Annotated in this window: 13 protein-coding genes; 5 read left to right on the top strand and 8 right to left on the bottom strand. The window is 72.3% G+C overall.

Features of this window, described 5'->3' with window-relative positions:
* Positions 1-433 precede the first annotated feature (433 nt).
* On the top strand, positions 434-1,174 hold the full coding sequence (locus ACWCPI_RS04390) for a peptidoglycan recognition protein family protein (protein ID WP_451036826.1): 741 nt from the start codon (positions 434-436) through the stop codon (positions 1,172-1,174).
* Between the two features lie 142 nt (positions 1,175-1,316).
* On the opposite strand, the gene ACWCPI_RS04385 is transcribed toward ACWCPI_RS04390, so the two are convergent.
* The 8 genes from ACWCPI_RS04385 to ACWCPI_RS04350 form a co-directional block, all read right to left on the bottom strand.
* The gene (locus tag ACWCPI_RS04385; RefSeq protein ID WP_451036664.1) at positions 1,317-2,444 is read right to left on the bottom strand and encodes a lipid II:glycine glycyltransferase FemX; all 1,128 of its coding nucleotides are present in this window, start codon (positions 2,442-2,444) and stop codon (positions 1,317-1,319) included.
* 334 nt (positions 2,445-2,778) lie between these two features.
* On the bottom strand, positions 2,779-3,297 hold the full coding sequence (locus ACWCPI_RS04380; RefSeq protein WP_451036825.1) for a DUF4240 domain-containing protein: 519 nt from the start codon (positions 3,295-3,297) through the stop codon (positions 2,779-2,781).
* A gap of 110 nt (positions 3,298-3,407) precedes the next feature.
* A complete protein-coding gene (locus ACWCPI_RS04375) occupies positions 3,408-4,394 on the bottom strand; it encodes a helix-turn-helix transcriptional regulator (RefSeq protein ID WP_451036663.1) in 987 nt (328 codons plus the stop codon).
* A gap of 98 nt (positions 4,395-4,492) precedes the next feature.
* Positions 4,493-7,195, bottom strand: coding sequence for a pyruvate dehydrogenase (acetyl-transferring), homodimeric type (gene aceE, locus ACWCPI_RS04370; RefSeq protein WP_451036662.1), 2,703 nt, complete (start codon positions 7,193-7,195; stop codon positions 4,493-4,495).
* 263 nt (positions 7,196-7,458) lie between these two features.
* Positions 7,459-8,088: a GntR family transcriptional regulator gene (locus tag ACWCPI_RS04365; protein WP_388798019.1), complete on the bottom strand. Its 630-nt coding sequence runs from the start codon at positions 8,086-8,088 to the stop codon at positions 7,459-7,461.
* A gap of 194 nt (positions 8,089-8,282) precedes the next feature.
* Positions 8,283-10,085 (bottom strand): 2-oxoglutarate dehydrogenase, E2 component, dihydrolipoamide succinyltransferase, encoded by a 1,803-nt coding sequence (gene sucB / locus ACWCPI_RS04360; RefSeq protein WP_451036661.1) that lies wholly within the window; start codon positions 10,083-10,085, stop codon positions 8,283-8,285.
* 63 nt (positions 10,086-10,148) lie between these two features.
* Positions 10,149-11,537, bottom strand: a complete 1,389-nt coding sequence (gene lpdA, locus ACWCPI_RS04355; RefSeq protein ID WP_451036660.1) for a dihydrolipoyl dehydrogenase — start codon at positions 11,535-11,537, stop codon at positions 10,149-10,151.
* A gap of 244 nt (positions 11,538-11,781) precedes the next feature.
* Entirely contained in the window at positions 11,782-13,323 is a 1,542-nt protein-coding gene (locus tag ACWCPI_RS04350; protein WP_451036659.1) for a leucyl aminopeptidase, read from the bottom strand.
* Positions 13,324-13,673: 350 nt separating this feature from the next.
* Between ACWCPI_RS04350 and ACWCPI_RS04345 the strand changes: the two genes are divergently transcribed.
* The 4 genes from ACWCPI_RS04345 to ACWCPI_RS04330 all read left to right on the top strand — a co-directional run bounded on the left by ACWCPI_RS04345 (position 13,674) and on the right by ACWCPI_RS04330 (position 19,723).
* Positions 13,674-15,728, top strand: a complete 2,055-nt coding sequence (locus ACWCPI_RS04345; protein WP_451036658.1) for a hypothetical protein — start codon at positions 13,674-13,676, stop codon at positions 15,726-15,728.
* A 301-nt stretch (positions 15,729-16,029) separates the two neighbouring features.
* Positions 16,030-17,553 carry a GT4 family glycosyltransferase PelF gene (gene pelF, locus ACWCPI_RS04340; RefSeq protein WP_451036657.1) on the top strand — a complete coding sequence of 508 codons (1,524 nt, stop codon included), beginning with the start codon at positions 16,030-16,032 and terminating at the stop codon, positions 17,551-17,553.
* On the top strand, positions 17,550-19,079 hold the full coding sequence (locus tag ACWCPI_RS04335) for a hypothetical protein (RefSeq protein ID WP_451036656.1): 1,530 nt from the start codon (positions 17,550-17,552) through the stop codon (positions 19,077-19,079). The genes pelF and ACWCPI_RS04335 overlap by 4 nt, the downstream gene beginning before the upstream one ends.
* The gene (locus ACWCPI_RS04330; RefSeq protein ID WP_451036655.1) at positions 19,076-19,723 is read left to right on the top strand and encodes a spherulation-specific family 4 protein; all 648 of its coding nucleotides are present in this window, start codon (positions 19,076-19,078) and stop codon (positions 19,721-19,723) included. Before ACWCPI_RS04335 ends, ACWCPI_RS04330 begins: the two co-directional genes overlap by 4 nt.
* Positions 19,724-19,725: the final 2 nt, after the last annotated feature.

Raw genomic sequence — 19,725 nt, 5'->3', positions numbered from 1 at the left:
TTCGGCTGAGCCCTCGGTGTCTGCCGATGGAGCGGTGTCGGACGGGGCTGTGCCGGGTGGTCACGTGGTGCCGGGGGCGTCGGCGGTGGGTGCCGGCCGTGCGGCTTCGGCTGAGCCTTCGCCGCCGGCCGATGGCCTGGTGCCGGATGAGCCTTCAGTCCCCGCCGATCACGAGGTGTCGGCGGAACCCGCCCTGCCGGTCGGCCGCGCGGTGTCGGGTGAGGCCGCCGCATCGGCTGATCGTCTCGTGCCCGGCGAGTCCGCCGCGCCCGGTGAGGGCGGCGTTCCCGTCGAACCCCTGGTACGGGACGAGTCGGGCGTGGAGCCGGTCGGGCAGGACGGGGCGGCCGTGCGGTCGTCCGCGGGGGAGGCGGCCGTGCCGCCAGGCCGGTCGGGGCGGCTCGCCGGGCGGCGGGTTCCCGGTGCCGTGCTCGTGCTCCTCGGCTGTGCGCCCGGTCTCGCCGCCGGTCTCGCGCTGGTGCTGTGCGCGGAGGGGATCGGCGAAACCGTCGGGGCCGCTGTCCGGGCCGACCCGGTGCGGCCCGCCGTCGGGCACCAGGCGCCCCGGCCCCGCATCCTGCCGAGGTCGGCCTGGATGGACGACGACACCCGGCGTGCCCAGCCGCCCCCGCGCTACGACGACCGGGTCGTCGCCGTCTTCGTGCACCACACCGACTCGCCCAACGGCTACGACTGCGCCGACGTGCCCCGCATCATCCGCTACCTGTACGCGGGCCAGACCGGCTCCCGGGACTGGGACGACATCGGCTACAACTTCCTCGTCGACCGCTGCGGCACCATCTACGAGGGCCGCGCGGGCGGCGTCGACCGTCCCGTCACCGGAGCCCACACCCAGGGCTTCAACCACCGCACCGCCGGCATCGCCGCCCTGGGCACCTTCACGGCAGGCGTCCCCGTGCCGAAGGCGATGACCGACGCGATCGCCGCGCTGGCCGCGTGGAAGCTGGGGCTCTCCGACACCGATCCCCGCACACAGGTCCGCCTGACCTCCAGCAACAGCCACAGCCGCTACGCCGCCGGCACCAGCGTGGCGTTCCCCGCCCTCGCCGGCCACAACGAGGGCTACATGACCAGCTGTCCCGGCGCCGCCCTCACCGCCCGGCTGCCCGAGATCAGACAGCTCGCGGCACGCCTTCAGGGCAGGAACCCCTGAGCCTCCTCCGCGCAGTCCCGCCTGCCCCGCCCGCCCGGAGCACGCAGCGAACGCCGCGGGGACCGCCCTCCCGGCGGACGACGGGACCACGGACCCGGCCCGGACCGGCCGCCCGGCCCGGAGCGCGCACGCGCGTGAGGCGTCACCGGCGCCCCAGGTACACGCCCAGCGCCCGCTGGAGCACCCTGCCCTGGCCGCCCACCGGCAGCTCCCACTCCCCGAGGTGCTCCACCACCCGGCCGCCCGTCCCCGTCTTGAAGCGCAGCCGCCCGAGCAGTCGGCCCTCGAAGAGGCAGGGCGTGACGGAGCGCAGGTCGTACGTCTCGGCTCCCGCCGCCCGCGCGTCACCCAGCATGCGCCACAACAGCGCGCTGCTCGGGCGCAGTTGCCGCCCCCGGCGACCGGACGCGGCGTACGAGTGCCAGACCCGGGAGCCGACGTTGATCATGAGGGCCGCGGAGAGCACCTCGCCGTCGTACTCGGCGAGATACAGGCGCAGCCGGTCGTCGTCCTCGGCGTTCAGCGCCTGCCACATCCGCCGGAAGTAGTCCAGCGGGCGGGCCTTGAACCCGTCGTGGGCGGCGGTCGCGGTGTACAGGCGGTGGAAGTCCGGCAGGTCCTCGGCCGAGCCCCAGGTGACCCGGACCCCGGCCTCCTCCGCCGTGCGCAGGGACTGCTCCCAGTGCGGGGCGAGGGCGCGGCGCAACTCGTCCGCCGACCGCCCGGCCAACGGGATCTCACAGCCGTAGCGGGGCTGCCCGAGACCGAAACCGCTCCCGTCGTCCTCCTCGCACCGCCGCCATCCGAGCCGCCGCAGCCGCTCGGCGACGTCCAGCGCGTACCCGTCGATACCGGCCGGGGGCAGATCGCGCAGATGCCGTACGCCGGGGTCGGCGATGCCCGCCGCCACGGTGGCCGCGTCCCAGTGGCGCACCACGAGGGGCGGGCCGATCCGTACAGTGAACGCCCCGATCTTCTTCAGGTGGGCGACCAGCGGGTCCAGCCAGCGCTCCAGACGCGGGTCGCGCCAGTCGATCGTGGGCCCCTCGGGGAGATAGGCCAGATAGCGCCGGGTCCCCGGCAGCGGCCGGTACAGGACCAGGGCCGTCGCGACCAGTTCCCGCCCCTCGAACCAGCCCACGCTCTCCGGCAGCCAGTCCGGCTTCACATCGCCCCACTCGGGGATCTGGAGATGGCTGGTGTCGGGGTGCCGCCGCAGCCGGGCGAGGTGTTCCGCGCGCGGTATCTCCCGCACGAACAGGCTGGTCATGGGCAGGGTGCTCCTGGTAGGGGCGGCCAGGCTAAGCCGAGGATCACCGGGCCGGTCAAGAGCTCACGGGCGAACGGCTACCGACGCGGGCCCGAACAGCGCGCGCACCCGGCGGCCCGCACGGGTTCCTCGCAGCCACCGGACGGTGGTCCGCGCGGTGGCCGCCGTCGGCCTCGGACCGGCCGCCGTCACGGCGTCCGTGCCGTGCCGGGCCGACAAGGCGCCGATGCACCGGGCGGTGAGGGCGATCAGGGATCAGGGGCAGGCGTGCGTCCCGTCGCCGGAGCCGAGCCGCAGCCGGGCCCCCGCGGCCCGAGCGGGTGCCCCGGCGGGCTCAGCCCTTGAACCGCTCCCACAGCCGCGGCAGCCGCTGCGCCAGCGCCTGTTCGTTTTCGAGGTCCACCGGCGTGCCCGCCGGTTCCGGGGGCGCCGGCGCGATACCCAGTTCGGGGGCGATGGTGCCGGTGAGCTGCTCGTAGGCCTCGTCCGCGGCGTACCCGAGCTCCTCGCCGTCGCCGTCGAACTCCTCGTCGAAGTCGTCCAGCAGTTCGGCGAGCGCGTCGGGCTCGTGCACCGCACCCTCGTACACCTCACGGCCCTGGCCGATCAGCCAGCACCGGAAGAAGTCGAACGCGTCGTCGCTGGCCCCGTCCAGCAGGATCCAGGCGGCGCCCCACAGGTCCCAGACGTACGCGCGGTTGTAGCGGGCCTCGAAGTGACGGGCGAAGTCCAGGATCATGTCCGGGTCCAGCCTGAGGAGACGGTCCACGAGCAGGTCGGCCTGCTCCTCGGGGTCGCCGTCGGCGGCCTCGCGGGTCTCGTCGATCAGCTCCCAGAACTCCGTCTCGTCCATCACGGGTCAAGCATCGGCCCTGGGCGGGCGGGGCGCACGTGGAGTGCGGCGGATTGTTGCGGGCGCACGGCCCGGGGTGACGGGGTGCCATGCGGCCGACACCGTGGGGCTCAGGTGCCGTACAGCGCCGCCAGCCGTATCGCGTCGCTCGCGAAGCGGGCCCGCAGCGCCTGGGGCGCCAGCACCTCGACCTCCGGTCCGAGCGCCGAGAGCTGGGTGTGGGCGACCTCCTGCGACTCCACCGGGAGGGTCACCGTCACCCAGCCGTCCCCGTCCGGGGCGCCGGCCGCCTCCAGTGCCTCCCGGGCGGAGAGCGGATCGACGGTGTACGGCAGCCTGAGCACCCCGTCCGGGGAGACCCGCACCACGACCTCGGCCCGCAGCAGGGACCGCGCGAACTGTTCGGCCCGCTCGTCCCAGAAGCCCGGCAGGTCGAACTCCTCGTCCCGCTGGAACCGCTCGTCCCCCGGCTCCACGGCGGTGAACCGGTCGATGCGGTACACCCGGTACGACCCGTGCTCCGCCACACGGGCGCACAGGTACCAGACCCCCGCCTTCAGCACCAGCCCGTACGGCTCCAGCTCGCGCCCCACCTCCCGCCGGCGCTCCCCCTCACCTCGCCGGTAGCGGGCGACGATCCGCCGGTCGTCCCACACCGCGTCCGCGACGGCCGGCAGCAGCTCGGGCGTCTTCGGTTCCCTGAACCAGCTGGGGGCGTCCAGATGGAACCGCTGAGCCGCCGTGCGGGAGGCGTCGCGCAGGGAGGGCAGCAGGGCGGCGGACACCTTCAGCCGGGCGGCGGAGGCCGCGTCCTCCAGCCCCATCTCCCGCAGCGCCCCCGGGACGCCGCTGAGGAACAACGCCTCGGCCTCACTGCGGGCCAGCCCGGTCAGCCGGGTCCGGTAACCGCCGATGAGCCGGTACCCCCCGGCCCGCCCCCGGTCCGCGTACACCGGAACTCCGGCCTCCGACAAAGCCTGGGCGTCCCGGGTGACGGTCCGCTCCGACACCTCCAGCTCCCGTGCCAGTTCGGCGGCGGTCATGGAGGGCCGGGACTGGAGCAGCAGCACCATCTTGATGAGCCGGGCAGCACGCATACGGCCATCATGCCGGGTGCCACCGACAGCGAAGGGGCACGGCGGAAGCCGTACCCCTTCATCAGCCGTCAGCCCCTGCGGGCCGCGTTCACCGGGCCTTACAGCCCGTACTTCTCACGCGCTTCCTTCACCGCGGCCGCCTTGACCTCGCCGCGCTTGGCCAGCTGGGCCAGGGCCGCGACGACGATCGACTCGGCGTCGACGCCGAAGTGACGGCGGGCCGCCGCACGGGTGTCGGAGAGGCCGAAGCCGTCCGCGCCCAGCGAGGACCAGTCCTGCTCGACCCACTGCGCGATCTGGTCCGGTACCTGGCGCATGTAGTCGGACACCGCCAGCACCGGGCCCTCGGCACCCTGCAGCGCCTGCCGGACGTACGGCACCCGCTCCTCGCCGCGCAGCAGGGCCGCGTCGGCCTCCAGGGCGTCCCGGCGCAGCTCCGTCCAGGACGTCGCCGACCACACGTCGGCGGCCACGCCCCACTCCTCGGCGAGCAGCTTCTGCGCCTGCAGCGTCCAGTGGATCGCCGTGCCGGAGCCGAGCAGCTGGATGCGCGGGGCGTTCGCGGCCGGGGACAGGCCCGCCGACTCCGCCGTGTTGAAGCGGTACAGGCCCTTGACGATGCCCTGGTCGATGCCGTCCACCGCGGGCTTCGCGGGCTGCGGCAGCGGCTCGTTGTAGACGGTGAGGTAGTAGAAGACGTTCGGGTCCTCACCCGGCGCCGCCTCGCCGTACATCCGGCGCAGGCCGTCCTTGACGATCGCCGCGACCTCGTAGGCGAAGGCCGGGTCGTACGTCAGCGCGGCCGGGTTCGTCGCCGCGATGACGGGGGAGTGGCCGTCGGCGTGCTGGAGGCCCTCGCCGGTCAGCGTGGTCCGGCCCGCCGTCGCGCCGATGAGGAAGCCGCGGCCGAGCTGGTCCCCGAGCTGCCACATCTGGTCGGCCGTGCGCTGCCAGCCGAACATCGAGTAGAAGATGTAGAACGGGATCATCGCCTCGCCGTGCGTCGCGTACGACGTCGAAGCGGCGATGAAGTCGGCCATCGAACCGGCCTCGGTGATCCCCTCGTTGAGGATCTGGCCGTTCTTGGCCTCCTTGTAGTACATGAGCTGGTCGCGGTCGACCGGCTCGTACGTCTGGCCCTTCGGGGAGTAGATCCCGAGGGACGGGAAGAGCGACTCCATGCCGAAGGTACGCGCCTCGTCCGGGACGATCGGCACCCAGCGCTTGCCGGTCTCCTTGTCGCGGACCAGGTCCTTCACCAGGCGGACGAAGGCCATGGTGGTGGCCACGTTCTGGGAGCCGGAGCCCTTGTCGAAGGAGGCGAACGCCTTCTCGGCGGGGGCGGGCAGCGGCGCCACCGGGTGCACGCGGCGGGCCGGGGCCGGACCGCCGAGGGCGGCGCGGCGCTCCTGGAGGTAGCGGACCTCGGGGGAGTCGGCGCCGGGGTGGCCGTAGGGGACGACCCCGTCGACGAAGTCGCTGTCCTTGATCGGCAGGTCGAGCAGGTCGCGCATCGCCTTGAACTCGTCCACCGTCAGCTTCTTCATCTGGTGGTTGGCGTTCTTCGACGCGAAGCCCTCGCCGAGCGTGAAGCCCTTGACCGTCTGGGCCAGGATGACCGTCGGCGCGCCCTTGAACTCGACGGCGGCCTTGTAGGCGGCGTAGACCTTGCGGGCCTCGTGTCCACCGCGGGAGAGGTGGAAGCACTCCAGGATCTTGTCGTCGCTCAGCAGCTTCGCCATCTCGACGAGCGCCGGGTCCTTGCCGAAGAAGTCCTCGCGGATGTAGGCGGCGTCGCGGGTCTGGTACGTCTGCACCTGCGCGTCGGGTACCTCGCGCAGGCGGCGTACCAGCGCGCCCGTGGTGTCGAGCTGGAACAGCTCGTCCCAGGCCGTGCCCCACAGCGTCTTGACGACGTTCCAGCCGGCGCCGCGGAACTGGGCCTCCAGCTCCTGCACGATCTTGAAGTTGGCGCGGACCGGGCCGTCGAGGCGCTGCAGGTTGCAGTTGATGACGAAGGTCAGGTTGTCCAGGCCCTCGCGGGACGCGAGTGCCAGGGCCGCCGTCGACTCGGGCTCGTCCATCTCGCCGTCGCCGAGGAAGGCCCAGACGTGCGAGTTCGAGACGTCCTTGATGCCCCGCGCCGTCAGGTAGCGGTTGAAGCGGGCCTGGTAGATCGCCGACAGCGGGCCGAGGCCCATGGACACGGTCGGGAACTCCCACAGCCACGGCAGGCGGCGCGGGTGCGGGTACGACGGCAGGCCGTTGCCGCCGGACTCCTGGCGGAAGTTGTCCAGGTGCTGCTCGTTCAGACGGCCGTCGAGGAAGGCACGGGCGTAGATACCGGGGGAGGCGTGGCCCTGGATGTAGAGCTGGTCGCCCGAGCCGTCGGCCTCCTTGCCCTTGAAGAAGTGGTTGAAGCCGGTCTCGTACAGCCACGCGGCGGAGGCGAAGGTGGCGATGTGGCCGCCGACGCCGTGCTTGGAGCCGCGGGTCACCATCGCGGCCGCGTTCCAGCGGTTCCACGCGGTGATGCGGCGCTCCATCTCCTCGTCACCGGGCACGGCCGGCTCGGCGGAGGTGGGGATGGTGTTGACGTAGTCCGTCTCAAGGAGCTTGGGCAGCGCGATGCCGGTGCCCTCGGCGCGCTCCAGCGTGCGGCGCATCAGGTACGCGGCACGGTGCGGCCCGGCCGCCTTGGCGACCGCGTCCAGCGAGGCCTGCCATTCGGCGGTCTCCTCCGGGTCGCGGTCGGGGAGCTGGTCGAGCGCGCTCGGCTGGATGGCGTTGGGGTCGGTCATGTCGCCGCCTTCCTCAGTCGAAGGGGGTTCCCTCATCGGTAAGGGTTCGGGGGTGCCCTTGGTCTTTGGCAGGACAGGGCTGGCAGACCTCGGTGGAGGTCCGTCGGCGACTTTAACCCCCTGATCGATGATCGATCAAAGGGTTGAGGGCGAAAACCTCTTGATCACGAGAAAGTAGGCACGGGGTGCCTTTCGGGCAGGCACGGGGTGCCGCGCTTTCGAGAGGTTTTCGCAGGTGGGGCTACGTTTGAGCGGGGGCGCGCTCAGGACTCGTGCCGCGGCGCGCAGCCCAGGACATGGGCCTTCACGATTTCGGCGATCCGGGGATCCCGGCGCTGGAAAGCGGCCACCAGCTCCTCGTGCTCCTCCGCGTACGACTGCTGCACCGTCCCGAGCCACCGGATGGACAGCGCCGTGAACACCTCGATGCCGAGCCCCTCCCAGGTGTGCAGCAGCACCGAGTTGCCCGCCGCCCGCACCATCTCGCGGTGGAAGGCGACCGTGTGCCGCACCTGGCCCGTGCCGTCGGAGTTGCGGTCGGCCTCGTACAGGGCGGTGACATGCGGTTCCAGGGCGGAGCAGTCCTCGGCGAGACGGTCGGCCGCGAGCTCCGCGGCGATGGCCTCCAGACCGGCCCGGACCGGGTAGCTCTCCTCCAGATCGGCCGCGGTCAGACTCCGCACCCGCACGCCCTTGTTGGGCGCCGACTCGATCAGCCGCAGCGACTCCAGCTCCCGCAGCGCCTCCCGCACCGGTGTCTGGCTGACCTCCAGCTCGGTCGCGATACGCCGCTCCACGATCCGCTCGCCCGGCTGCCAGCGCCCGCTGATGATCCCCTCCAGGATGTGCTCGCGGATCTGTTCGCGCAGCGAGTGGATGACGGGCGCGGTCATGAGGGCTCCTTAGAGAGGGGCCACAGGCCCCCGGGGCGTTTTGACGTTTAGACAATACGGCCGCAACGCCGCGCGGGAAGGGCGCGCGGGGGCGCTTTGGTGCAGGTGAGACGAGACTTACACGCACACACGGCAGTGCCCCCGCCCGGAAGCTTCCGGACAGGGGCACCGCACAGCCGTACCCGCGAAGGGGGTTACAGACCGAGCTCGACCTCGAACTCGCCCGCTTCCAGGATGGCCTTGACGGCCGTCAGGTAGCGGGCCGCGTCGGCGCCGTCCACCAGGCGGTGGTCGTAGGACAGGGTCAGGTACGTCATGTCGCGGACGCCGATGACCGTGCCCTCCGCCGTCTCGATGACGGCCGGGCGCTTGACGGTGGCACCGATGCCGAGGATCGCGACCTGGCCCGGCGGCACGATGATCGTGTCGAACAGCGCGCCGCGCGAACCGGTGTTGGAGATGGTGAAGGTCGCGCCGGACAGCTCGTCCGGGGTGATCTTGTTGGCGCGGACCTTGCCGGCCAGCTCCGCCGTCGCCTTGGCGATACCGGCGATGTTGAGGTCACCGGCGTGCTTGATGACCGGGGTCATCAGGCCCTTCTCGGAGTCCACCGCGATACCGACGTTCTCGGTGTCGAAGTAGGTGATCGTGCCCTCGGCCTCGTTGATCTTGGCGTTGATGACCGGGTGGGCCTTCAGCGCCTGGGCCGCCGCCTTCACGAAGAACGGCATCGGGGAGAGCTTGACGCCCTCGCGCGCGGCGAAGGAGTCCTTGGCCTGGGCGCGCAGGCGCATCAGGCGGGTGACGTCGACCTCGACGACCGAGGACAGCTGCGCCTGCTCGTGCAGCGCCTTGACCATGTTGTCGCCGATGACCTTGCGGATGCGCGGCATCTTGACGGTCTGGCCGCGCAGGGGGGAGACCTCCAGCGCCGGGGCCTTCTTCGCGGCGGCCGGAGCGGCAGCGGCGGCGGGGGCCGGAGCAGCCGCGGCGGCCTTCGCGGCCTCGGCGGCGGCGACGACGTCCTGCTTGCGGATACGACCGCCGACGCCGGTGCCCTTGACGGTGGCCAGGTCGACGCCGTTCTCGGCGGCGAGCTTGCGCACCAGCGGGGTGACGTAGGCGCCCTCGTCGGTGGCCTTGGCGGCGGCCGGAGCGGCCGGAGCCGGGGTGACCGGGGCCGGAGCGGCCGGAGCGGGAGCCGGGGCGGCGGGCTGGGCCGGAGCCGGGGCGGCAGCGGCGGGCGCGGCCGGAGCGGCGGGGGCCGGGGCCGCGGGCTGGGCCGGAGCCGCGGGCGCGGCAGGGGCGGCCGGAGCCGGAGCCGGAGCGGCGGGGGCCGGGGCCTCCTGGGCCGGGGCGGCCGCCGGAGCGGCACCCGCGACGCCGATGACGGCCAGCTTGGCGCCGACCTCGGCCGTCTCGTCCTCGCCGACCACGATCTCCAGCAGCGTGCCGGAGGCGGGCGCCGGGATCTCGGTGTCGACCTTGTCCGTCGACACCTCCAGCAGCGGCTCGTCGGCCTCGACGCTGTCACCGACCGACTTCAGCCAGCGGGTGACGGTGCCCTCGGTGACGGACTCGCCGAGCGCGGGCAGGACCACGTCCGTGCCCTCGGCGGAACCGCCGCCCGAGGCGGCCTCGGCGGTGGGAGCGGGGGCCGGGGCGGCCTGCTCGGTGGACGGAGCGGCAGCGGCCGGCTCGGGAGCCGGTTCGGCGACCTGCTCGGCCTGCGGGGCCGGGGCGGCAGCGGGCGCGCCCGTGCCGTCGTCGATCACGGCCAGCTCGGCGCCGACCTCAACGGTCTCGTCCTCGGCGACCTTGATGGACGCCAGGACACCGGCGGCGGGGGAGGGGATCTCGGTGTCGACCTTGTCGGTCGAGACCTCGAGCAGCGGCTCGTCGGCCTCGACACGCTCGCCCTCGGCCTTCAGCCAGCGGGTGACAGTGCCCTCGGTGACGCTCTCGCCGAGCGCCGGAAGGGTTACGGAAACCGCCATGGTTTCGGTTGCTCCTTACGGAAAGTGCGGAAGTCTGTGTCGTCGCGTTCGTCGACCGAGGGATCAGTCGTGCGCGTGGAGCGGCTTGCCGGCCAGGGCCAGGTGGGCCTCGCCGAGCGCCTCGTTCTGCGTCGGGTGGGCGTGGATCAGCTGGGCGACCTCGGCGGGCAGCGCCTCCCAGTTGTAGATCAGCTGGGCCTCGCCGACCTGCTCGCCCATGCGGTCGCCGACCATGTGGACGCCGACCACCGCGCCGTCCTTCACCTGGACGAGCTTGATCTCGCCCGCGGTGTTCAGGATCTTGCTCTTGCCGTTGCCCGCCAGGTTGTACTTCAGAGCGACGACCTTGTCCGCGCCGTAGATCTCCTTGGCCTTGGCCTCGGTGATGCCGACGGAGGCGACCTCCGGGTGGCAGTACGTGACCCGCGGGACACCGTCGTAGTCGATCGGGACGGTCTTCAGACCGGCCAGCCGCTCCGCGACCAGGATGCCCTCGGCGAAGCCGACGTGCGCGAGCTGGAGGGTCGGGACCAGGTCACCGACCGCGGAGACGGTCGGCACGTTCGTGCGCATGTACTCGTCGACGAGGACGTAGCCGCGGTCCATCGCGACGCCCTGCTCCTCGTAGCCCAGACCGGCGGAGACGGGGCCGCGGCCGACCGCCACCAGCAGCACCTCGGCCTCGAACTCCTTGCCGTCGGCGAGGGTGACCTTGACGCCGTCCTGGGTGTACTCGGCCTTCTGGAAGAAGGTGCCCAGGTTGAACTTGATGCCGCGCTTGCGGAAGGCGCGCTCCAGGAGCTTCGAGCTGTTCTCGTCCTCGACCGGGACGAGGTGCTTGAGCCCCTCGATCACGGTGACGTCGGCCCCGAAGGACTTCCACGCGGAGGCGAACTCGACGCCGATGACACCGCCGCCGAGGATGATCGCGGACTTCGGCACGCGGTCCAGGACGAGGGCGTGGTCCGAGGAGATGATGCGGTCGCCGTCGATCTCCAGGCCCGGCAGCGACTTCGGCACGGAGCCGGTCGCCAGCAGGACGTGGCGGCCCTGGACCCGCTGCCCGTTGACGTCGACGGAGGTCGGCGAGGACAGGCGGCCCTCACCCTCGATGTACGTCACCTTGCGGGAGGCGACGAGGCCCTGCAGGCCCTTGTACAGGCCGGCGATCACGCCGTCCTTGTACTTGTGGACCCCGGCGATGTCGATGCCCTCGAAGGTGGCCTTCACACCGAACTGCGCGCTCTCGCGGGCCTGGTCGGCGATCTCGCCCGCGTGCAGCAGGGCCTTGGTGGGGATGCAACCCCGGTGCAGGCAGGTGCCGCCGACCTTGTCCTTCTCGATCAGGGCGACGTCCAGGCCCAGCTGCGCCCCGCGCAGGGCCGCGGCGTAACCACCGCTACCACCGCCGAGGATCACTAGGTCGAAAACGGTGCTGGCGTCGTTCGCCACGTCACGTCCTCCATGCATGTGCGCCGTGCGCCGGTCGTCGATGACCGACAGGCGGCTGGTGTCCGGCCGCTCTATCTTTCGGCCCTGGGGTGGGGCCCTGTCCTGCCGAGCCCCATCTTCGCACTTGTCCACACCGAACGAGACGCCGGGCCGGGGTGTGAGACGCCCCACGTTCAGTTGAGCGGACAGCCGTGAGGGGGCCCCGCCCTACCCGCGCGCGGAGCCCCCTCACCCGGAAACGGCGTCAGCCCAGGTCGCCGGAAGCGGTCAGCTCCGCGAGCCGGACCAGCGTCCGCACGGCGGACCCGGTTCCACCCTTGGGCGTGTATCCGAAGGGACCGCCTTCGTTGAACGCCGGCCCCGCGATGTCGAGGTGCGCCCAGGTGATGCCCTCGCCCACGAACTCGCGCAGGAAGAGACCGGCGACCAGGCCGCCGCCCATGCGCTCACCCATGTTGGCGATGTCGGCGGTGGGCGAGTCCATCCCCTTGCGCAGGTGCTCCGGCAGCGGCATCGGCCAGGACGCCTCCCCGACCTCCTCGGCGGCCTCCACGATCGCGGAGCGGAACGCGTCGTCGTTGGCCATCACACCGAAGGTGCGGTTGCCCAGCGCCAGCACCATCGCCCCGGTCAGCGTCGCGACGTCGACGATCGCGTCCGGCTTCTCCTGGGAAGCCGCCCACAGCGCGTCGGCGAGCACCAGCCGGCCCTCGGCGTCGGTGTTGAGCACCTCCACGGTCTTGCCGCTGTACATGCGCAGCACGTCACCCGGGCGCACCGCGGAGCCCGACGGCATGTTCTCGGCGAGCGCCAGCCAGCCGGTGACGTTCACCTGGAGGCCGAGGCGCGCGGCGGCGACCACGGCGGCGAACACGGCGGCGGCGCCGCTCATGTCGCACTTCATCGTCTCGTTGTGCCCGGCCGGCTTCAGCGAGATGCCGCCCGAGTCGTAGGTGATGCCCTTGCCGACGAAGGCGAGGTGCTTGTCCGCCTTGGAATGCGTGTACGTCAGCTTGACCAGCCGCGGAGCGGACGTCGAACCGCCGCCCACGCCGAGGATGCCGCCGTAACCGCCCTTGGTCAGGGCCTTCTCGTCGAGCACCTGCACCTTGATGCCGTGCTCCTTGGCCGCCTGCTGGGCCTCGGCGGCGAACGACGCCGGGTTGAGGTCGTTCGGCGGCATGTTGATCAGGTCGCGGGCGCGGTTGAGCTCCTCGGAGACGGCGGTCGCGCGCTGGATCGCCGCCTTGTGCTCCTTGTCGCGGGGCTTGGCGCCGAGCACGGCGACCTCGGCGAGCGGCGCCTTGCCGTTCTTGGCCTTGGCGTTGGTGCCGGTGCCCTTCGACTCCTTGTAGACGTCGAAGGAGTACGCCCCGAGCAGGGCGCCCTCCGCGATCGCGCCGGTGTCCGCGGCGTCGGTGATCGGCAGGGCGAAGGCGGCCTTCCTGGAGCCTGCGAGGGCACGGGCGGCGACGCCGGCGGCCTTGCGCAGCGCCTCACCGTCGTAGGCGCCGTCCTCGGCGTCGTCGGGCGCGGCGCCCAGGCCCACCGCCACCACGAGCGGGGCCTTGAAGCCGGCGGGGGCGGGGAGCTTCGTCACCTCGCCCTCGGCACCGGAGGCGCCGAGGGTCTCCAGGACGCCGGCGAGCTTGCCGTCGTACGCCTTGTCCACGGCCTCGGCGCCCGGCGCGACGACCGGTCCCTTGGCGCCCTTGGCGACACCGATCACGATCGCGTCGGCCCGCAGGCCGGGCGCCGCGGCGGTGCTGAGAGTGAGAGCAGTCACGGTGGTGAAATCTCGCTTCCGATGTGAAGTTGCAATGGCCGAATGGTGTGGGTCGACCGGGCCCGACGGCCGACCCTAGTTCCGACCTACGGGTGCGGTCTCAGCGGGGCCTTCCCCGGTACGGCGAACACTCGGGATGAGCCTACGCTCGCGTGCGCACTCGCTCATTCCTGCGGGCGTTCACCTGTCGGTGGCGTACTGGTCATCTCTTGACTCCCGGCCCGGTGAGCTGAGTCACACTCATCTGGTTCCGGCAAGTGATCAGCTTGCCGCTTTGCATGATTTCCACGGATCCCTCGCCGATGCGCCCCGTGGGCCGCGAGGGATCTTCTGGGGGGAAGGGACACTCAATGCACCCAACGGCGCACAGCGCGCACAGATGGACACATCGCAGGAACGCCGTCGCCGCCCTGACGGCCGCCGGCCTGCTCACCCTGGGGCTCTCGGCACCGCGCGCCGCGGCCGCCGCGGAACCACGCATCGACCTCAAGGTGCTGGTCGTGGACAACGGCGACAGCCCCGTCCGGGCCATCACCGCCCAGCTGAAGAGCACCGGCATCCCGTACACCACGGTCGACCTGAACGACGCGAACCGCCCGACCATCACGGCCGCGTTCCTCAGCGACACGGTGAACGGCACGCCCCGGGCCAAGTACCAGGGCGTCGTCCTGCCGAACGAGGCCCCCTTCGGGGCGGGCTCCGCGGAGCAGACCGCGCTGGAGAACTACGAGCGGACCTACGCCGTCCCGCAGGTCGACGCCTACACCTGGGCCCATCCGGGAGTCGGCCTCGACCACACCAGCGAGGGCGGCTGGGCCGGCTCCCTCGACGGGCGCGAGGCGTCCGTCACCGCGGCCGGGAAGGCGGGGTACTTCGGCTATCTCGAGGGCGCCCTCACCTTCGAGGACAACGACCCTGCCGTACTGGAGAGCTACGGCTACGTCGCCCGCCCCCGTACCGGTTTCACCAGTTATGTCGACGTGCCCGTGCCCGGCGGCTCCGGGCGCGGCAGCCTGGTCGGCGAACACCACCGCGACGGGCGCCGCGAACTGGTGGTGACCTTCGCCTACAACCAGCACCAGCAGCAGTTCCGGGTACTCGCCCGGGGCATCGTCGAATGGCTGACCCGGGGCGTGCACCTGGGGCAGACGCGCAACTACTTCGCGGTGCACGTCGACGACGTGTTCGCGCCCGACAGCCGATGGGACACCGAACGCAACTGCACCCCCGGCGACTTCGACTGCGCGGGCGGCGACGGCGAGGGGACCGCGCCGATCCGCATGACGGCCGAGGACGCGGCGTACGCCGCGCAGTGGCAGCGCGAGCGCGGCTTCACCCTCGACATGGTCTACAACGCCGGCTCCGGCGAGGAGTGGAAGAGCGAGAACGGCGGCACCGACGCCCTCACCGACCGGCTGCTCGCCGACAAGGCGCAGTACCGCTGGATCAACCACACCTACACGCACCCGTTCCTCGGCTGTGTGCAGGACACCACGACCGTCCCGTGGAGCTGCGCGAAGAACGCCGACGGCTCGACCCGGTACATGAGCCGCGCGGACATCGCCGCGCAGATCCGCGACAACCACAACTGGGCCGTCGGCAAGGGGCTCCCGGTCGACCGCACGGAACTCGTGACCGGCGAGCACTCGGGTCTGAAGACCTTGCCGCAGCAGCCCGCCGACAACCCGAACCTGGCCGGAGCCCTCGCCGACACCGGTGTGAAGTGGATCGCCTCGGACAACTCCCGCGAGCCCGCCCAGCGCCCGGTCGGCGCGGCGCTGACCGTGCCCCGGCACCCGATGAACGTGTACTACAACGTGGGTACCGAGGAGGAGATGACCGACGAGTACAACTGGATCTACACCTCCAAGGCCGACGGCGGCAGCGGTGTCTGTGAGACCAACCCCGCCTCCACCTGCCTGGACGCACCGCTGGACACCGCCACCGGCTACGACGAGCACATCGTCCCGCAGGAGGCCCACACCGCCCTCGGCCACGTCGTCTCGGGCGACCCGCGCCCGCACTACGCCCACCAGTCCAACCTGGCCGAGGACCGCACCCTGTACCCGGTCCTGGACAAGGTGCTCGCCGACTACCAGGCGCTCTTCGCCGACAACACCCCGGTGCAGAACGTCTCCCAGAAGTCGATCGGCACCGAGCTCCAGCGCCGCGCCGCCTGGCAGACCGCGCTCGCGAACGGCTCCGTCACGGCGTACCGCATCGGCACCTCCGTCACCGTCAACGCCCCGTCCGGGACCCAGATCCCGGTGACCGCACCGGAAGGAACCGTCAAGCAACTCCTCGTCGGTACCAGCGCGTTCGGGACGCCGTACGCGGGAGAGCGCTCGGCCTGGACCACGCCGGGACTCCTGCAGAGCGCGCTGAAGCTGAAGCTGCCGTCCTAGGTCGTGTCCGCAAAGTCCCGCCTGCCCCGCGACGCCTGGCACGCACTCTCGCCGCACCGGGCGAAAGCCCACGTACAACCAGTACGAGGGCTTCCGCCCGTCACGCCGAGAGCACGCACCATACGCCGCGCGGCCCGCCCTCCGGGCGGACGACGGGACTTTGCGGACACGACCCTAGGGGCCTCCCCGGCCGACAGGGCCCGGCGCAGGGCCATGCGCACCCCGGTCACCTCACGACCAGACGCCCGGGGTGCGCGCAGGGGCCGTAGCACCACACTTTGTTCCACAGGGGGGAACTCGCATGATGCGCACGGGCCGTCATGTCACCATGCTGACCGAAGGCACCTACCCGCACGTCCACGGCGGTGTCAGCACCTGGTGCGACCAGCTCGTCAAGGGCATGCCCGAGGTCGACTTCCACATCGTGTCGCTCACCGGAACCGGCCGCGAACCCGTGACCTGGGAGCTGCCGCCCAACGTCTACCGGCACACCTCCGTACCGACCTGGGGCCCGCGTCCCGGACGGGGACGGGCGCCGTACGGCCGGGCCCGCCGCCGCTTCACCGACTGCTACGAGCGCTTCCTGCTCTCCTTCCTCGACCCCGAGGCGCCCTGCGACTTCGGCGAGGCCCTGGACGAGCTGGCCCGCCTCGCCCGCGACGGCCGGCTGTCGTCGGCGCTGCGCACCGAGTCGGCGCTCAGGTCCCTGATGTGGATATGGACCATGCCGCATCTGCCCACCGCAGCCGCCCACCCGACCGTCCACGACGCCCTGACCGCGACCGACCTGCTGGAACACGCCCTGCGCCCGCTCGGGACCCGTATCCCCGAGGACTCCGTCGCCCACGCGGTCAGCAGCGGCCTCGCCACGCTCCCCGCGCTCGCCGCGCGTCGGCTGGACGGCGTGCCGTTCCTCCTCACCGAACACGGCATCTACCTGCGCGAGCGCTATCTCGGCTACCGCAGCGACGCCCAGCGCTGGCCGGTGAAGGCGTTCATGCTCGGCTTCTACCGGGAGCTGAACTCGCTCGGATACCGCACGGCCGACCTGATCACCCCCTGCAACCAGTACAACCGCCGCTGGGAGGAGCGCGGCGGCGCCGACGCCGACAAGATCCGCACGGTCTACAACGGCGTCGACCCGCACGCCTTCCCGCACGCCGGCCCCGAGCCGGACATCCCCACCCTCACCTGGTGCGGCCGTGTCGACCCCATCAAGGACCTGGAGACCCTGCTGCGGGCCTACGCCATGGTCCGCGCCGAACTCCCGGAGACCCGCCTGCGGTTGTTCGGCCCGGTGCCGGCAGGCGGCGAGGCCTACCGCACCAAGCTGGAGAAGCTCGCCGCCGAGCTGGGCGTGACGGACGGCCTGACCTTCGAGGGCCGCATCAGCGAGGTCTGGCGCGCCTATGCCGCCGGGCATGTCGTGATGCTGTCGTCCATCTCCGAGGGCTTCCCGTTCTCCATCATCGAGGCCATGTCCTGCGGCCGTACGACGGTCTCGACGGACGTCGGGGGAGTGCGCGAGGCGGTCGGCGACACCGGGCTGGTGGTGCCGCCGCGTGAGCCGGAGAAGATGGCGGCGGCCGCGCTGACCCTGCTCAGGGACGACGAACGACGCCGCGGTCTGGGCGAGTTGTCCCGTCAACGGGTGATCGACCGGTTCACCCTGCGCCGCTCCGTGGACAACTTCCGGACGATCTACCAAGAGCTCGCGGGCGGCCCCGAGGTGTACGAGCCCACGCTCGAAACGGTCGCCGACTGGACCCTCGAACTGCGCAGCCCCTGGTACCAGAAGGTCGCGACGGACGGGGCCGCTTGGTGAGCGGAAGCCTCTGGATGCCGCCCGGCTCCCGCCCCGAAGCCCTGCCCGCCGTTCCCCGCCAGCGCGCCCGGCCCAGCTGGGCGCACCCCGACCCGGTCGACGAACTGGCCGAACGCCTCGACGACTTCGTGGCGGCGGCCGTCCACCCCGACGAGATCGCCGCGCTCCTGGAGTCCGACGGCCTCTCCGACGACCAGATACGTGAGCGCTACGGCGTCAAGGACTCCTTCGCGCTCGCCGAGGAGCTGTACGAACGGGTCGAGCGCCGCTACCCGGAGCCGGAAGGCCCGGTCCACGACCCCTGGCAGGTCGGCCTGCCGGGCTGTCTGCTGCGCGGTGTCGTCTTCGCGCTCCCCGGCCTCGGCTACGTCCTCGGCGCACCCCTGCTCGCCGGCCCCGAGGACGATCTCGGCCTTCCCGCGGGCACGGTCCCGCTGCTGGCCGGCGCCCTGGTCGGCTGGACCTGGAACCAGGGCCTCGCCCACCGGGCGTACTCCTGGCTCGGGCTGGGCGACCGTGGTGCCGCCCGCCGTTGCCTGCTGCTCGGCACTCCGGCCGGCGTGCTGCTCGGCGCCCTGGTCGCCCTGGCCGTGGCGGCGACGGCGGCCACGCCCCACCCGGCCGGGGCCGCCTTCGCCGCCGGGCAGTCCTGCTACCTGGGCGCGGCCACGGTCCTGCTGGTCATGGGGCGCGAACGCGTCCTGCTGGCGGCGCTGATCCCGATGGCCGCGGCAGCGGTGTTCGCGCAGCTGCACCCCGTCCCCGACCTGGCGAGAACCGCCGTGCTGCTGGGCTCCCTGCTCGCGGTGGTGGCGCTCGCCTGCCTCGAAGTACGTCCGGCTGCCAGGGAGTTGGGTGAGCAGGGCTGGACGGCGGGCCTCACCGCCCTGCTGCCCTTCGGCGGGTACGGCAGCGCACCGCAGGCGCACCGCACCGCGTCCCCCGCTCTCACCGGGTCCTTCCCGTACGCGCTGTTCGGTCTGGGCACCGGTGTGCTCGTGCTGTACGCGGCCCTCGGCGACGCCCTCGCGGACGAGGGGGCCGGCGTGGTCGCCGCGCCGGCCGCCGTCGCCCTCACCCTCAGCATGGGCCCCGCCGAATGGCTGCTGTACCGCTTCCGCAGCGGCAGCCTGGCGGGCCTGCGCTCCAGCAGCACGCCCAGGGCGTTCCGGCGGATCACGGTGCTCACCGTCGTGAAGTGCCTGACCGCCTACCTGGCCGCGCTGCTCGCGCTCGGCCTCGCCACCTCCGCGCTGTGGCCGCACGCCCCCTCGGTCGCGGGCGTCCGCCTGGCCGGGCTGCTCCTGCTGGGCGTGGTCCTGTGGACGGGCCTGCTGCTCCAGTCCTTCGGCGCGGTGCTCAGCGCGGCGGCGATCTGCTGCGGGGCCGCCCTCGCCCAGACGGCGGCCCTGGTGACGCACGCGGGCAGCCCGAACTGGATCGGCCTGATCGTCCACGGGGTGGCGGCGGTGACCCAGGCCGCGCTCGTCTGCGCCCTGCTGGGGAGGGTGACCGCCCACCGATGAGCGAACTGCTGGTCCCCTACTACGAGCACCCCTCCGTCCGCCCCGCGGAATGGGACGCGATCATCGCCGCCGCACCCCGCCTGTACGGCGTCGTACTGAACCCGGCCAGCGGCCCCGGCGCGACGCCCGACGCGGCGTTCGCCGAGGTCGCGGCACGGCTGCGGGCGGCCGGGGGAGTGCGGGTGCTCGGCTACGCCGACACCGGCTACGGCCGCCGGCCGCACACCGACGTCGTCCGCGACCTCGTGCGGCACCGCGACTGGTACGGCGCGGACGGTGTTTTCCTGGACCAGGTCGCCTCGGGCCGTGCGGACTTCGGGTACTACCAGCGGCTCGCGACCGCGGCCTGGGGTGCCGGCTTCGGGACGATCGCCCTGAACCACGGCACGGCACCCGACCCGGCGTACGCCAGGATCGCGGACCTCCTCGTCACCTTCGAGGGCACCTGGGCGTCGTACACCGGGCTCGGCCCGCAGCGATGGTCGGGCGGCACCGGAGTGCGGCTGTGCCACCTGGTGTACGGCGTACCGGCCGACGCCGAACCGGGGGATCTGGCACGCGCCCGCGGGGCCACGGTCCACTGCGCGGTGCCGGGTACGGGCGATCACCCCTGGGGCACGCTGCCGCACGCCCTGGCGGGCTGAGG

This window comes from Streptomyces sp. NPDC001920, from assembly GCF_053594495.1.
The sequence above is the reverse complement of the archived record's forward strand: the minus strand, read 5'-3'. Positions and strand labels throughout refer to the sequence as shown.

Excerpts from the sequence above, each read along its gene's own strand:
- sucB (WP_451036661.1), bottom strand. The coding sequence starts at position 10,085 with ATGGCGGTTTCCGTAACCCTTCCGGCGCTCGGCGAGAGCGTCACCGAG.
- ACWCPI_RS04330 (WP_451036655.1), top strand. The coding sequence starts at position 19,076 with ATGAGCGAACTGCTGGTCCCCTACTACGAGCACCCCTCCGTCCGCCCC.
- aceE (WP_451036662.1), bottom strand. The coding sequence starts at position 7,195 with ATGACCGACCCCAACGCCATCCAGCCGAGCGCGCTCGACCAGCTCCCC.
- ACWCPI_RS04375 (WP_451036663.1), bottom strand. The coding sequence starts at position 4,394 with ATGCGTGCTGCCCGGCTCATCAAGATGGTGCTGCTGCTCCAGTCCCGG.
- ACWCPI_RS04365 (WP_388798019.1), bottom strand. The coding sequence starts at position 8,088 with ATGACCGCGCCCGTCATCCACTCGCTGCGCGAACAGATCCGCGAGCAC.
- pelF (WP_451036657.1), top strand. The coding sequence starts at position 16,030 with ATGATGCGCACGGGCCGTCATGTCACCATGCTGACCGAAGGCACCTAC.
- ACWCPI_RS04380 (WP_451036825.1), bottom strand. The coding sequence starts at position 3,297 with ATGGACGAGACGGAGTTCTGGGAGCTGATCGACGAGACCCGCGAGGCC.
- ACWCPI_RS04345 (WP_451036658.1), top strand. The coding sequence starts at position 13,674 with ATGCACCCAACGGCGCACAGCGCGCACAGATGGACACATCGCAGGAAC.
- ACWCPI_RS04385 (WP_451036664.1), bottom strand. The coding sequence starts at position 2,444 with ATGACCAGCCTGTTCGTGCGGGAGATACCGCGCGCGGAACACCTCGCC.